Raw genomic sequence first — 14,872 nt, 5'->3', positions numbered from 1 at the left:
AACAAAAGAACAGACCATGACTACGGATCTTCAAGACCAAGCCGGCACGCCTGCGCCACAAGACGAAAACAAGATCATCGCCGAACGCCGCGCCAAGCTGGCCGCGATTCGCGAACAGGGCGTCGCCTTCCCGAACGACTTCAAGCCGCAGCACAAGGCGGCCGACCTGCACGCGCAGTACGGCGAGAAGTCGCGCGAAGAGCTGGAAGCCGCTCCGGTCACCGTGGTGCTGGCCGGGCGCATGATGCTCAAGCGCGAAGCCGGCAAGAAGGCCGCCTTCGCCACGCTGCAGGACGCCTCCGGCCCGAAAGCCGACGGCCGCATCCAGATCTACGCCACGCTGGACCTGACCGGCGAAGCCGCGATGGCCGCGCTGCACCACTACGACCTGGGCGACATCCTGGGCGTGACCGGCACGCTGTTCAAGACCAAGACCGACGAGCTGACCATCAAGGTCACCGAGTTGCGCCTGATCACCAAGTCGCTGCGCCCGCTGCCGGACAAGTTCCACGGCCTGGCCGACCAGGAAACCAAGTACCGCCAGCGCTACGTCGACCTGATCATGAACGAGGACACCCGCCGCACGTTCAAGGCGCGTACCGCCGCCATCTCGTCGATGCGCCGCTTCATGGAAAAGAACGAGTTCATGGAAGTGGAAACGCCGATGCTGCACGCCATTCCGGGCGGCGCCGCAGCCAAGCCCTTCATCACCCACCACAACGCGCTGGACATGCAGATGTTCCTGCGTATCGCGCCCGAGCTGTACCTGAAACGCCTGGTGGTCGGCGGCTTTGACCGCGTGTTCGAGATCAACCGCAACTTCCGCAACGAAGGCGTGTCGATCCGTCACAACCCTGAATTCACGATGATGGAGTTCTACGCGGCCTACACCGACTACACCTGGATCATGAACTTCACCGAAGAGATCATCCGCCAGGCCGCGGTCGATGCGCACGGCACGGCGACGCTGACCTACGGCGGCCGCGAGCTGGATCTGGCCAAGCCGTTCCACCGCCTGACCATCGTCGAGGCGATCAACAAGTACGCGCCGGGCTACACGCCGGAGCAGCTGACGGATGTGGAATTCATCAAGAAGGAACTGCTGAAGTTTGGCGTCAAGCCGTTCGCCACCGCCGGCCTGGGCGCGCTGCAACTGGCGCTGTTCGAGGAAACCGCCGAGGCGCAGCTGTGGGAACCGACCTTCATCATCGACTATCCAGTCGAAGTGTCGCCGCTGGCGCGCGCGTCGGACGACCGCGAAGGCATCACCGAGCGCTTCGAGCTGTTCATGGTCGGCCGCGAGATCGCCAACGGCTTCTCCGAGTTGAACGATGCGGAAGACCAGTCGGCCCGCTTCCTGGCGCAAGTCGAAGCCAAGGACGCCGGCGATGAAGAGGCGATGTTCTACGACGCCGACTACATCCGCGCGCTGGAATACGGCATGCCGCCGGCCGGCGGTTGCGGCATCGGCATCGACCGCCTGATGATGATCATCACCGACTCGCCGAACATCCGCGACGTGCTGCTGTTCCCGCACTTGCGACGCGAAGAGTAATCGCCCCGAAAGCCGCTCAACTGAGCGGCTTTTTTTTGCTCCCTGCCCCGTCCTGGAATAGGTTGACACTTTTGAGGTACGGTAACCCTTCCGTCGAGCAGCCCCTCAAAAGGGCCGGCAGCTCCTTCAATTCTCGACCGTCCGCAACGGAGCGGCTTCAGCCTGAAGTGAGAATTCGTGAGTTTTGCAGATAAGCAAGCTGCTATCCTGAACGCCGTCGGCCGAGTTCGGCCAGCAGCAGACAAGAATAAACACCCCCCGTGCAATTACTCTTTGGAGATTCGCATGTCGTATGACTTGATGATGTACCTAAAGCCGAAGTGATAGACGTGCTTGCTAGATTATCGTGAAGTGTGGATGAACTCAGTGCATGGGCATCAGTGATCGAACAATGTCGTTTCATGGAAAGGAGACATTATGCCGGCGGAAAGCATCAGCAAGTACAACTCGACGTGGGGAATATGCGGCTTCACGTCTGCTCTAACTCACCTCTACACTTCGGACGTACGCTTGCGGAACCGGATCGACACGAAAACCCCGCACGCCATTCGGCTGGGCCTATTGGTTGAGGTGCTGACATTTCTGAAATACGTGTGCGCGTTCCGGACCGACCTGCTTCCGGACCTCGAAGTATTGAACAGGCGACTCCAGTCGCCTGTCATGCGTCATGGTATTGCGAGTTTCATGCTTTTTGCTGATCGGTTCGTACGCCAACAGCGAGTAATTGGAGACAGCAATCGTTTCCAATGCGCGATGACACCGGAAGCGCTGACACTTTACCTGCAGGTGATATGCGGCATACCAACGGCAACCCTGACTGCCGATGCCGATCCTGGCGGACAAGGCATCCTGGGGATCATGAACAGTAAAAATGAATTGGTGCATTGGGTCTACCGCGATGTCGGAGGGAAAGTGTATAACTGGGGCAAGGTGATGTCCCCCACCGAATGGCTTGCCGATGCCGAAAACGGACTGGGGAATCCCGAACTCCACCATGTAGGATGCCACGTCTCGGTGGCCTAACCTGTTCTTTGTCACCCGTGATCGCGCTATGTTTGAGCGTGTACATCACTTGAGAAATAATATTTTGATCGGCTGAGGTCGGCCAAAAGCAGACTGAGAAAATCGAGAGAAAAAATGCCGGATGATAAATCGTTAATCAAATGCGGAACTCATGGAAGCCGAACACCAGCAGTTGTCTGCTGCCACCAAGTCAACATCCGTGACCGCATCGTTGGCTTTGTCGAGAACAGCTCTGACCCCGACGATTTGCAAGCTTGGTGCGACGAGTGTGAGCAGCTCTTCCTGCAAGAAGAGGAGATGACCGAAGCGTTCAGGGAGTTTAACGACTTCAAAGTAGTATGCGATTTCTGTTACGCTCAAATCAAGGAGCGCAATACGAACTTTGACGGAATGTTTGCAAACGAGGAGGAGTCCATATACAGACCTTGAATTTCAGAGGTGGATAGTGAAGATTAGATACATTTCGTTAGCTGTCAGCGCAGTTATTCTCTGCGGAATTTCTGCATGTACCTACCGGGTTGCTGAAACGGAGCGGGAGTTTGAGTTGATCGATGATGGTGCCCCAGAAAACAACGCAGTAAAAAAACTCGGCACACCTGATATTGTCGAGACCTTCACTTCTCCTTTTTTTAGGTACGCATCCGAACCGTGCCATCTCCCATGTGTGAGACGGCTTTGGTGGGAACATCCGATACTTAAAGGGTTTGAGGCATGGTCAGTTGAAGTTGGTTCGACTGGAACTATATTAAAAAAAACGCACTGGGTATCCCCATAGCTGGCAGTTCCCGACTGCGGATTCAACCGGTCGAGCCCGTATCGCGTCAGGTTAAATTTTGCCTACTACAAGTAATCTGCCAAGAACCTTTTTGCTCGACCGCCCTCGATAAAGCGAGTAGTCTTCAGAACACCGACTATTAAATGGAAAGGAAGCGACATGGCTCGCCGCCATACGCTGCTACGCCTTGGTGCGGCGCTGGTGACGGCAGCCGCATGCCTCGCCGCGCACGCGACGGACATGGTGACGCTCTACACCGAAGAATACCCACCCTTCAACTGGAACGACAAGGCCACCGGCACCGCCACCGGGCTGTCGCACGACATCGTCGTTGAGCTGATGCGGCGCGCCGAAATCCCGGTCAGCGCCGCGGCCGTGATGCCCTGGGCCCGCGCGATGGCGCTGACCAACAAGAATGCCAACAGCTGCCTGTTCTCGATGGCGCGCACGCCGGAACGTGAGGCCAATTATGCTTGGGTCGGCCCGATAGGCCGCAATGAATGGGTGATGTATGCGCGCCGCGAAGACCATATCGCCCTCGCCAGCCTGGCCGACGCCAGGCCCTACACAGTCGGCACCATCATCGGCGACGCCGTGATCCCGCTGCTGCGCGAGAACCAGCTCAAGCTGAGCATCGTCCCGTACAACCGCACCAATGGGCCCAAGTTGAAGATGCAGCGCATCCAGCTATGGTCGGAAGGCCGCCTGCCCGGCCTGTACATGATGCGCGAGATGGGCATCACCGACGTCGAGGCGGTGCTCACCTTCGCCCACTACGACATGTACATGGCCTGCAACAAGGCGATGGACAACCACGAGGTCGCGCGCCTGAACGCGCTGCTGCGCGCCATGCACCGCGACGGCACGGTCAAGCGCATCTACGGCAACTACGGCTACGACAACTACGCGCCCCGCGCCGAGCAACTGGCTAAATGAGCGCCGCGCCGTGATCGCTCAGGGCGAACGGGCAAACATCGCCGCCATCGCCGTGACATCGCGGCCGACGCCGCGATAGCCGACAAAGCGGCTGGCCTCGTCGAACATCGGCTCGCCGCTGACCTGCAGATACTGAACCACGCCGGCTGCGGTGGTCCGGCTGTAGACGAAATCGAGGAACGGCTTGCGGTCGGCGATATTCGATTCCAGCAGCGCGCGCTCGGCGATATCCCATCCGCCGGTGTCGCGGCCGCCTATGCCCACCATGTCCGCCACCGGGCCGGACCAGTTGCTGAGCGTTCCTTCGGCATCCTGTTCCCAGTACCAGTCGGTCGACAATTCGGCGAAGCGCTGGAAGCGCGCCTCGCTCGCGCGCAACTGCGCCGTGCGCTCCAGGACCGTGTATTCCAGCTGCTGGTTGTAGCGCCGCAGCTTGCGGTGCAGCAGGCGCACCTCCAGCATGTTGTGGATGCGCGTTTCCACTTCGATCAGCTCAAACGGCTTGCCGACGAAGTCCTTGGCGCCGGCCTGCAGCGCGCGCAGCTTGTGATTGGGCTGGGCGGTGACCACCAGCACCGGCACATAGCCGTCCGGTTCGATGTCGTGCAGCGCTTCCAGCACCGCAAAGCCATCCATGCCCGGCATTTGCAGGTCCAGCAGGATCAGGTCATAGTGATGGCGGCGATGCAGCTCGCACACGGCGAACGGATCCATGGTGCTGCTGACGTTGGTATAACCGGCGTTGGCCAGCATCTGTTCCAGCAGCATCACATTGGCTTCCTGGTCGTCGACGATCAGGATCTCGGCGGCAAGCATTTCGGCTGGTTCTATCATGATGCGGGTCCCTCGGTATTTGGATGCAGGCTGCCGTGCGTTGCGGCGAATTCAAGCGCTAGATCGAGCGCGCTCATGAACTGGACTACATTGATCGGCTTGGTCAGATAGCGGAAGAAGCCAGCGTCCACGCCTTTCTCTATGTCGCGCGCCATGGCGTTGGCGGACAGGGCCACCACCGGAATGTGCTCGGTGGTCGGATCGTCCTGCAATATCTTCAGGCAGCCGAAGCCGCTGACGCCGGGCAGGTTGATGTCCATCAGGATCACATCGGGCTGGTAGGTGCGCGCCAGCTCGATGCCGGCATAGCCGTCAATGGCGGTCAACAGCTTGAGGTCGCTGCGCCGCAGCACCAGTTGCTCCACCAGGCTCAGGTTGGCCGGGTTGTCTTCGATGTACAGCAGCGTCTTCAGCGGCGCGCTGTCGAAGTCGCGCAGCGACAGAGGGCGCCCGAACGCCGCGATTTCCAGCACCGGTTCGCTGCTGGCGGCCAGCTCGATCCAGAATGTGGTGCCGACGCCGATCTCGCTGTGCACGCCGATGACGCCGCCCATCAGCTCGGTCAGCTGCTTGGTCACGACCAGGCCGATGCCGGTGCCCTCTTCCGCGCCGTCCTCCTGGCCCAGGCGGTTAAAGGGCTGGAACAATTGTTCGACTTGTTCCTGGGACAGGCCGGCACCGGTATCGGTCACGCTGACGCGCACCATGCCGTCACTGGCCGCCGTGCACTCGACCGTCACCATGCCGTCGCGGCGGTTGTATTTGATGGCGTTGGAGAGCAGGTTGATCATCACCTGCTTGACGCGCGTGCGGTCGGCGTGGACGAAGAACGGCTCGCTCATCGGCGCGAAGAACAGCCGGATGCCGCGCTTCTCCGCCTGCGGCCCGATCAGCGCCTGGCAATCCTTGAGCACTTCCGACAAGCCCATCGATTCCTGCGACATCGTCACCTTGCCCGATTCGATCATGGCCAGGTCGAGGATCTCGTTGATCAACTGCAGCAGATACCAGCCGCCCTTGAGGATCTGGTCCAGCGAGCGCTGTTGCGACGGGCTCGGCGGCGGCTTGTCGGACGCCAGCAATTGCGCAAAGCCCAGCACCGCGTTCAGCGGCGTGCGCAGCTCATGGCTCATGGCAGACAGGAATTCCGACTTGGCGCGGTTGGCGGTCTCGGCCAGCGCGCGGGCCGCCTCCAGTTCGACGTTGGTTTCCTGCAGCGCCAGCTGTTGTTCGTGCAGCCGCTGGGCCAACAGCGCCTGCTCCTGCTCGACCCGCTTGCGGGCCGTGTTGTCCGTCCCCATCAGCAAGTAGCCGATGACTTTTTCGTCGGCGTCGCGCAGCGGGCTGACCGAGACGATCGCCGGGAAACGGCTGCCGTCCTTGCGGATATAGGTCAGTTCGTAGATGTCCTCGATGCCGCGCGAGGCCTTGAACACCAGCGCCTCGAAGCCCGGCCGGATGGTCATGCCGACCTCGACGCTGAGCGCGGCCGCCCGCGCCACGATTTCCTGCGCGTCGGAGATGCCGGCCGGCGTGATCTGGTTCACCACCTCGGAAGCGCTATAGCCCAGCATGCGCTCGGCGCCGACGTTGAAGATCTGGATCACGCCCTGGGCGTCGGTGGCGATGCTGGAAAAATTGGCGCTGTTATGGATGGCCAATTGCAGCGCATCGGCCTTGAGCAGCGGCGCTGCGGATGGTCGGACGGATTTCATTTCACTCCCTGGCGTTGACGTACGTCCGACATCAGGCGGGCGAATTCTTTTTTGACCACTTCATAGCACTCGCAGACATCCGCTTCGAGACCGACGCGGTCCAGCACGGAGATATGGCCGCGCCGGCTGCTGATATAACCCTGGCTCTGCAGGCGGCCGGCGGCCACCGTCACGCCTTCGCGCCGCACGCCCAGCATGCTGGCGATCAGTTCCTGGGTCATGGTCAACTCGCTGGTCGGCAGGCGGTCCAAGGTCAGCAGCAGCCAGCGGCACAGCTGCTGGTCCACCGTGTGGTGGCGGTTGCAGATCGCGGTCTGCGACATCTGCGTGATCAAGGCCTGGGTGTAGCGCAGCAGCAGGCGCATGACCGGCCCGGCGCGGTTGAACTCCTCCATCAGGATGTGCGACTTGAGGCGGTAGCCGTGGCCGGCGGTCTGCACCACGGCCCGGCTCGGCGTCGTATTACCGCCCATGAACAGCGAGATGCCGAGGATGCCCTCGTTGCCGACGCCGGCGATCTCGGACGAGCTGCCGTTCTCCAGCACGTAGTGCAGCGAGACGATGGCCGAGGTCGGGAAGTACACGTAATTGAGCTGGCCGCCGGACTCATACAGCACGTCGCCCAGGCGCATCATGATCGGTTCAAGATGGGGCGACAACCGATGAAATTCGGCATCGAGCAGCGCTGCCAGCAAATGGTTTTGATTGGGGTCGTTCAGACGCATGGAAAAACGTTCCTTGTTTTCCAGTCGTCAACTAGGCGTTAGGCTAAGACGGTAAACGATGACCGTCCCGCAGCGTAACACATATAAAGAAATATAGGTTTATGGTAAGACCGCCTGTCCAGTGCGGATCACTGTTTAAAGGGCTCGATCTTCTTGAATGCCGCCATCGTTTTGCTGTGGGCCGCCGTGACCCGTTCGAACAGTTCGGCCGCCAGCAGGTGGTAGACCTCGATCTTGGCGCACTGCGCCAACTCATGCACCGCGGCATGTTCTTCGGCCAGGGCCGTGGCCAGGTCGGTAAATTCGGACTGTCCTTCCGGACGATAAATCGACATAGCACCTCCGTAGCGGAAAGCTCATCGTAACAGGCATTCGTGCGCTGGGATGTTCTGCAGGCGCTACCCATCGCCAGCGCCCGGATTTGCCGCGCTGCTCAGACAGGGTCTGGACCGCTAAAACGGCCTGCCATGCCCGGTATTCCCCCCGCTGGAGGGCAATCCGGAGTATGGTGTAAGACTGTGCCGTCATAGCGGTGCGCCGCGTGGTTCCGATTTACTTATCAAGACTGGCCTGCCCCATCATGAACGACAACGCGGAATCCGATGCAGCCGCCGCATCACCGGCCCCATCCGAGCGGGACGGGCCGTACCAGCAGGCCCTGCACGACAAGGAGCTCGGCGACCTGCGCGCCCTGATTGCCCAGTTGCTGATGCAAATGGAGCTGCTGCAGCAGCAGCATACCAGCGCGCAAACGCTGGAGAGCCACGTGATACAGCTGCGCGAGGCGAACGAGCACCTGGTGCTGGCGACCTTCAGCGCGCAGGACAAGCAAGCCAACGCGGAAGCGTCGATGCAGCGCCAGACCAACTTCCTGTCGATGCTGGCGCACGAGCTGCGCAATCCGCTGCAACCCATTGCCTACGCCAATACCTTGCTGGGCAAGCTGGCCGACGGCCATCCGGAACTGCCGCGCCTGCACGCCATCATCGAACGCCAGATGAGCCATCTGACGCGCCTGATCGACGACCTGCTCGACGCCTCGCGCATCAGCAGCGGCAAGATCGGCCTGGACAAATCCGCGCTGCTGCTCGAGGACATCGTGGCGCTGGCGGTGGAAGGCAGCCAGCAACGGCTCGACGCCAGGCAGCAGCAGTTGAGTATCGTGTTGCCGCCGATCAGGGTGCTGGTCTATGGCGACCGCATGCGGCTGGCGCAGGTGTTTTCCAACCTGCTCAACAACGCTTCCAAGTTCTCGCCGGAGCAGCAGGTCATCGTGCTGGCCGCGCAAGTGGTGGGCAACATGGTGCAGGTGTCGGTGCGCGATCACGGCATGGGCATCGCGGCCGAGCTGCAGCCGTTCATCTTCGACCTGTTCACGCAAGGCCTGCAGTCGCTGGACCGGGCGCAAGGCGGACTGGGCATAGGCTTGACGCTGGTGCGTTCGCTGGTCGAAATGCATGGCGGCACGGCGCGCGTGCACAGCGACGGCATAGGATTCGGCAGCACCTTTACCGTGCTGCTGCCGCTGAGCACCGAGGTCGCCACGGCGCCCGCCCTGCCCTTGCCGCGGCTGCCCACCCCACGCCCGCTGCAGATCCTGCTGGTCGAGGACAATCTGGACGCCGCCGAAACGCTGTGCCTGCTGCTGGAGCTGGGCGGCCATACGGTGGTGTCGTGCCACGACGGCGCCGCCGCGGTGGACCTGGCGCTGGCGGGACGCTACGACCTGGTCATCTGCGACATCGGCTTGCCCAGCCTGGACGGCTTTGTCGTCGTCGAGCGCATCCGCGCAGGGCTGCCGGGCAAGGCGCCGTTTTTCATCGCGACATCCGGCTACAATCAGCCGCAGGACCGCGCGCGCGCCATCCGCAGCGGCTTCGATCACTATCTGGTCAAGCCGGTGGCGATCGATATGCTGCTGGCATTGATAGAGCTGCATGTGCATTGACGTCCCACACCGGTGCGCAAGCGGCAACCATCCTTATCGCTTTACTGTATTGATATTTAACTATGGCGACTAACGACGAACGGCACCAGATGATCGAGCGCAACGTGATGCGCCGCCCCGAGACCGCCAAGGCCGACACCATCGTGCTATGGGAACGGCTGGCCGTCGAACTGGTCGCCATTATCGGGCACAGCGGTTTCGACACGCTGTATGCGCGCAGCATCCACCTGGTGCGGGTGCAGCATCCGTGGCTGACTGAAGGCGGCGACCCGCGTTTCGAGAAACTCAGGGCCAGCCTGGACGGCCAGCAACAGGTGCCCGCGGCCACCGCCAGCATCGCCCTGCTCACTACTTTCACCGACACGCTGATCCAACTGATCGGCGAGTCATTGACCACTGCCATACTCCAATCGGCCTGGGGCCAGGATACTGCGGACACTGCCGCTAAGGGAATTCAACAATGAGCAATAAAGTCAACATTCAGCGCCTGGCGACGGGTGTGCCGGGGTTGGACGAACTGCTGGGCGGCGGCATTCCGGAATTTTCATTCAATTTGCTGGCGGGCACGCCGGGCAGCGGCAAGACCACGATGGCGCACCAGATCATGTTTTCGCTGGCCAACCCGGACCGGCGCGCGCTGTTCTTCACCGTGCTGGGCGAGCCGCCGCTGAAAATGCTGCGCTACCAGCAGCAGTTCCCGTTCTTCGACGTCAGCAAGGTCAACCAGTCGATCAAGTTCATCAACCTGGCGTCCGACCTGCTGGACGGCGATTTCGACCGCGTGCTGGCGCGCATCGCCGACGAGGTGCGCAATTTCGCGCCGAGCCTGGTGTTTGTCGATTCGTTCCGCTCGGTGGTGCAGTCGGCCCAGGGCATGGACCGCGGCGCCGCCGGCCTGCAGCACTTTGTGCAGCAGCTGGGCATGCAGATGACCAGCTGGCTGGCGACCACCTTCCTGATCGGCGAATACCTGGCGCCGGAGGCGGAGTCTAGCCCGGTGTTTACCGTGGCCGACGGCATCATCTGGATGTCGCAGCTGGTGCACCGCGACGCGCTGGTGCGCAAGATCCAGGTGGTCAAGATGCGCGGCCAGGCGCAGAGCCTGGGCGTGCACACCTTCCGCATCAGCGACAGCGGCGTCGATATCTTCCCGCGCGCGATGCTCAGCGCCACCACCGCCAAAGTCATTATCGACGGCCAGCAGCGGCTGTCGATGGGCGTGCAGGAACTCGACGCGATGATGGGCGGCGGCGTGCCGGCCGGTTATTCGCTGCTGCTGGTCGGGCCGTCGGGATCGGGCAAGTCGGTGCTGGCCACGCAGTTCCTGGCTGAGGGCGTGCGCAACGGCGAGACCGGCGTGATCGCGGCGTTTGAGAAGAGTCCGAACCAGCTGCTCAGCCATCAGCTGAACGCGCTGCTTGAAAGCGGCCAGGTCGGCATGATCAATACCCGCACCCTGGACCTGTCGATCGACGAGATACTGCATGACCTGGTCGGCATGATCAAGCGCATGCAGGCCAAGCGGGTGGTGATCGATTCGCTGTCCGGCTTCGAGCTGGCGCTGGCGTCGTCGTTCCGCGACGATTTCCGCGAATCGCTGTACCGCATGGTGGCGGTGCTGACGGCGATGGGTGTGACCGTGCTGATGACGGCCGAACTGGAAGACCGTTACGAGATGCTGCGCTTCAGCTCCTACGGCAACGCCTTCCTGGCCGACGCCATCGTCATGCAGCGTTACGTTGAACTGGAGGGCGAGTTCAAGCGTGTGATTTCAGTAATCAAGATACGCGCCAGCGACCATAGCAAGGAGATCCGCTTTTTCGACATCACGTCCGACGGCATCGCCATCCGCGAGGCGCTGACCGGGTATGTCGGCATACTGACCGGCCGCCCGGAGGTGGCCGCGCTGACCCAGGCCGGGCAGCCTTAGCCTGGCGCCCGCCGGCTCGGCGCCGGCGGCCAGGCTGCGTTTCCGCAGTCTACTTGTAGATGCCGCAATTGATGATGTGGTCCCCATAACGCTCGAAATACATCGACTTGGCTTCGATCTGCTTGCTGACGGGATTGACGAATTTATAGTCCTGCCAGCCTTTGCCCTTGGCCACGGCCAGCTGGATGCGTTCGCGCATGAAGTACTTGCCGTCGGCATCCTTCAACTCGATCAAATCCTTGCCCTGCATCTTGGGATTGGCGCCGTGCGCGATATTCTTCGCGTTTAAGTCGTTGATCGTGATGTAGAGGTCGCGGTCCCTGAAGCGGCCCGGCTTGCCCTCGTTGATCTCGGCAACGACCTTGTCGAACCCGTCGGTCTTGATGGCGGCGATGGCCCGGTTCACCATTGCCACCGCCTCTTCGGGGGTGCCGTGGGAATCGGCCGCCCAGCTGCTGGTGCCCAGGCTGAAGGTAAGGATGGCCAGGGCCAGGTAGAAAAATTTGCGCATGCATGTCTCCTTGGTTGTTTTAATGGTGGTCCGGTACTTCGCAATTCCCATGCCATCGCGCGCGCCCTCCTCAACCGCGGCCAAGTGCTTGATATTTTAGGCCGATTTGCCGAGAACGGTGGCCCGATTTGTGCGGAAAGCCAGCCTGATGCCACGGAGCGTTCCGGATTCCCACACGACGCCGTGTGAGGGCTAGTTTGAAAAGATGGGGATGATTTTGATCCAGATCAAAGGTTTTTCGAACGTCGATTCATAGTATGAATACCAACAGTCCCACATCAGATCATATATTCCAACTGGAGCGAGCAATGAGCAAAATGATGAAGGCTGCGGTGGTGCGCGCGTTCGGCCTGCCGCTGCAAATCGAGGACGTCGCGGTGCCGACGCCGGGGGCAGGACAGATCCTCGTCAAGATCGAGGCCTGCGGGGTTTGTCATACGGACCTGCACGCCGCTCAAGGCGACTGGCCGGTCAAGCCAGCGCCGCCGTTCATTCCCGGACACGAGGGGGTGGGCTATGTGGTCGAGGTCGGGGCCGGCGTCAAGCATGTCAAAAGCGGCGACCGGGTCGGCATTCCATGGCTGTATTCGGCCTGCGGGCACTGCACGCATTGCCTGGGCGGCTGGGAGACATTGTGCGAGTCGCAGCAAAATACCGGCTATTCGGTCAACGGAGGATTCGCGGAATACGCGCTGGCCGATGCCGACTACGTCGGCCACTTGCCGAAGGATATAGGTTTCATCGATATCGCGCCCATTCTGTGCGCCGGCGTCACGGTCTACAAGGGCTTGAAAATGACCGATACCAAACCCGGCGACTGGGTGGTCATCTCAGGAATTGGCGGGCTCGGCCATATGGCGGTCCAATATGCCCGCGCCATGGGACTCAATGTGGCCGCGGTCGATATCGACGACAACAAACTGGCGCTGGCCCGACGTTTGGGCGCCGCCCTGACGATCAACGCGAAGACCACGGACCCGGCGGCCATGGTCAAAAAAGAGATCGGCGGCGCGCATGGCGTGCTGGTGACCGCCGTCTCGCCGATCGCCTTCTCTCAGGCGCTGGGCATGGTGCGCCGCGGCGGCACGGTCGCGTTAAACGGCCTGCCGCCGGGTGATTTCCCCCTGCCGATCTTCGACATGGTGCTGGGCGGCATCACCGTACGCGGTTCGATCGTCGGCACCCGGCTTGATTTGCAGGAGTCGTTGATTTTCGCCGCCGAGGGCAAGGTCAAGGCGACAGTCGCCACCGATAGCCTTGACAATATCAACCATGTTTTCCAGCGCATGCGTGAGGGCGATATTGAAGGTCGCATCGTGCTCGACTTTGCCGCAAAGCCGCACTGACATCGATCGCGACGCGCTCGCCAGAACAAATGCCGCTCGGTGGGAGCGGCATTTTCAGGTTAACACGCGCTATAACACGCTTACTGGATCACCCGATAGCAAGGCGTGTACTGCTTGCCGGCCAGCTTCATGCGGTGCTGGGCCACGAACGATGCCAGCAGCGCGTCCATCGGGCCCATGATCTCCTTGTCGCCATGGATTTCAAAGTGGCCGAACTTCTCGATGGCGCGGATGCCCTCGTCCTTGACGTTGCCGGCCACCACGCCCGAAAACGCCCGGCGCAGGTTCGCCGCCAGCATGTGCACTTCCTGGTTCTTGTGCAGGCTCAGGTTGCGCATGTTCTCGTGCGTCGGCGCGAACGGCTTCTGGAATTCCTGGTCGATCTTCAGGCCCCAGTTGTAGTAGTAGGCGTCGCTGCGGGATTTGCGGAACTCGCGCACCTGCTTGATCCCGGCCTGCATCTCGCGCGCCACCAGTTCCGGATCGTCGATGATGATCTTGTAGCGCTGCTGCGCCTCCGGTCCCAGCGTGTCGTGGATGAACTGGTTGATCTGCACGAAGTACTCGCGCGACGTCTCCGGCCCGGTGAACACCAGCGGGAACGGGATGTCCGCGTTATCCGGGTGCAGCAGGATGCCCAATATATAGAGGATCTCCTCGGCCGTCCCCGCGCCGCCCGGGAACACGACGATGCCGTGGCCGGTGCGCACGAACGCTTCCAGCCGCTTTTCGATGTCCGGCATGATGACCAGCTCATTGACGATCGGGTTCGGCGATTCGGCCGCGATGATGCCAGGCTCCGAGATGCCCAGATAGCGCCCCTTGTGCAGGCGCTGCTTGGCGTGGCCGATGGTGGCGCCCTTCATAGGGCCCTTCATCGCGCCGGGACCGCAGCCGGTGCAGATGTCCAGGTCGCGCAAGCCCATTTGATAGCCGACTTCCTTCGAGTAGTTGTACTCGGCGCGGTTGATCGAATGGCCGCCCCAGCACACCACCAGGTTAGGATTGAGCATCGGCTTGAGCACACCCGCGTTGCGCAGGATGTGGAACACCGAGTCGGTGATGCCTTCGGTGGCGCTCATGTCGAACTTGGGATTGTCGGTCACCTCGTTGCTGACGAAGACAATATCGCGCAGCACCGCGAACAGGTGTTCGTGGATGCCCTTGATCATTTTACCGTCGACGAAAGCGATCGCCGGCGCCCCCTTGATATCGAGCTTGATGCCGCGCTCGCGCTGCACGATGCTGATGTCAAACGATTTATACCGTTCCAGCAATTCCTTTCCATCGTCGATAGTGCTGCCGCAATTGAGCACGGCCAGTGCGCAATTGCGGAAGATGTTATAGAGGCCGCCCTGGCTAGTGTCGAGCAGCTTGTTCACTTCCGCCTTCGAAAGGACCTCCAGCTGGCCTTCGGGCGAAATCAGGGTATCGACAACGTCATGTTCCATGATGCGTAAATCCTTATTCAAATTCGATGCATAACAGGTAAGCCTGCAGTGCCAATATACGACAACTCGGCACTTTTTGGGTCGGAGATTGCAATAGCGGGAATCGCCACATTTATTAGCACA

Annotated in this window: 14 protein-coding genes; 8 read left to right on the top strand and 6 right to left on the bottom strand. The window is 61.1% G+C overall.

Features of this window, described 5'->3' with window-relative positions:
• The first annotated feature begins 16 nt into the window (after positions 1 to 16).
• From lysS to ABWW33_RS01385, 4 genes are all read left to right on the top strand, one after another.
• The gene (lysS, locus tag ABWW33_RS01400) at positions 17 to 1,555 is read left to right on the top strand and encodes a lysine--tRNA ligase (protein ID WP_176650432.1); all 1,539 of its coding nucleotides are present in this window, start codon (positions 17 to 19) and stop codon (positions 1,553 to 1,555) included.
• A 417-nt stretch (positions 1,556 to 1,972) separates the two neighbouring features.
• Complete coding sequence (locus tag ABWW33_RS01395) at positions 1,973 to 2,578, top strand: hypothetical protein (protein ID WP_353398074.1); 606 nt, start codon at positions 1,973 to 1,975, stop codon at positions 2,576 to 2,578.
• Positions 2,579 to 2,692: 114 nt separating this feature from the next.
• Complete coding sequence (locus ABWW33_RS01390; RefSeq protein WP_353398071.1) at positions 2,693 to 3,007, top strand: hypothetical protein; 315 nt, start codon at positions 2,693 to 2,695, stop codon at positions 3,005 to 3,007.
• 505 nt (positions 3,008 to 3,512) lie between these two features.
• Positions 3,513 to 4,289 (top strand): substrate-binding periplasmic protein, encoded by a 777-nt coding sequence (locus ABWW33_RS01385; RefSeq protein ID WP_353398068.1) that lies wholly within the window; start codon positions 3,513 to 3,515, stop codon positions 4,287 to 4,289.
• 18 nt (positions 4,290 to 4,307) lie between these two features.
• Here the strand turns inward: ABWW33_RS01385 and ABWW33_RS01380 are convergent, their stop codons facing one another.
• From ABWW33_RS01380 to ABWW33_RS01365, 4 genes are all read right to left on the bottom strand, one after another.
• A complete protein-coding gene (locus ABWW33_RS01380; RefSeq protein WP_353398065.1) occupies positions 4,308 to 5,123 on the bottom strand; it encodes a response regulator in 816 nt (271 codons plus the stop codon).
• Positions 5,120 to 6,838 carry a PAS domain-containing hybrid sensor histidine kinase/response regulator gene (locus ABWW33_RS01375; RefSeq protein WP_353398062.1) on the bottom strand — a complete coding sequence of 573 codons (1,719 nt, stop codon included), beginning with the start codon at positions 6,836 to 6,838 and terminating at the stop codon, positions 5,120 to 5,122. The genes ABWW33_RS01380 and ABWW33_RS01375 overlap by 4 nt, the downstream gene beginning before the upstream one ends.
• Entirely contained in the window at positions 6,835 to 7,563 is a 729-nt protein-coding gene (locus ABWW33_RS01370) for a Crp/Fnr family transcriptional regulator (protein ID WP_353398059.1), read from the bottom strand. The genes ABWW33_RS01375 and ABWW33_RS01370 overlap by 4 nt, the downstream gene beginning before the upstream one ends.
• 128 nt (positions 7,564 to 7,691) lie before the next feature.
• A complete protein-coding gene (locus ABWW33_RS01365; protein WP_176650425.1) occupies positions 7,692 to 7,898 on the bottom strand; it encodes a hypothetical protein in 207 nt (68 codons plus the stop codon).
• Between the two features lie 245 nt (positions 7,899 to 8,143).
• Between ABWW33_RS01365 and ABWW33_RS01360 the strand changes: the two genes are divergently transcribed.
• The 3 genes from ABWW33_RS01360 to ABWW33_RS01350 all read left to right on the top strand — a co-directional run bounded on the left by ABWW33_RS01360 (position 8,144) and on the right by ABWW33_RS01350 (position 11,441).
• Entirely contained in the window at positions 8,144 to 9,511 is a 1,368-nt protein-coding gene (locus ABWW33_RS01360; protein WP_353398055.1) for a hybrid sensor histidine kinase/response regulator, read from the top strand.
• 62 nt (positions 9,512 to 9,573) lie between these two features.
• Positions 9,574 to 9,975, top strand: a complete 402-nt coding sequence (locus ABWW33_RS01355; RefSeq protein WP_353398052.1) for a hypothetical protein — start codon at positions 9,574 to 9,576, stop codon at positions 9,973 to 9,975.
• Positions 9,972 to 11,441: an ATPase domain-containing protein gene (locus ABWW33_RS01350; RefSeq protein WP_353398050.1), complete on the top strand. Its 1,470-nt coding sequence runs from the start codon at positions 9,972 to 9,974 to the stop codon at positions 11,439 to 11,441. The genes ABWW33_RS01355 and ABWW33_RS01350 overlap by 4 nt, the downstream gene beginning before the upstream one ends.
• 49 nt (positions 11,442 to 11,490) lie before the next feature.
• Here the strand turns inward: ABWW33_RS01350 and ABWW33_RS01345 are convergent, their stop codons facing one another.
• Positions 11,491 to 11,952, bottom strand: coding sequence for a cache domain-containing protein (locus ABWW33_RS01345; protein WP_353398047.1), 462 nt, complete (start codon positions 11,950 to 11,952; stop codon positions 11,491 to 11,493).
• A 308-nt stretch (positions 11,953 to 12,260) separates the two neighbouring features.
• Here ABWW33_RS01345 and adhP point away from each other — a divergent pair, with 308 nt between their 5' ends.
• Positions 12,261 to 13,298: an alcohol dehydrogenase AdhP gene (gene adhP / locus ABWW33_RS01340; protein WP_353398044.1), complete on the top strand. Its 1,038-nt coding sequence runs from the start codon at positions 12,261 to 12,263 to the stop codon at positions 13,296 to 13,298.
• An 80-nt stretch (positions 13,299 to 13,378) separates the two neighbouring features.
• Here adhP and ppnN read toward each other — a convergent pair whose 3' ends face one another.
• Positions 13,379 to 14,749: a nucleotide 5'-monophosphate nucleosidase PpnN gene (gene ppnN / locus ABWW33_RS01335; RefSeq protein ID WP_176650415.1), complete on the bottom strand. Its 1,371-nt coding sequence runs from the start codon at positions 14,747 to 14,749 to the stop codon at positions 13,379 to 13,381.
• Positions 14,750 to 14,872 lie beyond the last annotated feature (123 nt).

Source organism: Duganella hordei (genome assembly GCF_040369125.1).
GTDB lineage: Bacteria > Pseudomonadota > Gammaproteobacteria > Burkholderiales > Burkholderiaceae_D > Rugamonas > Rugamonas hordei.
This window is presented reverse-complemented; position numbering and strand designations above follow the sequence as displayed.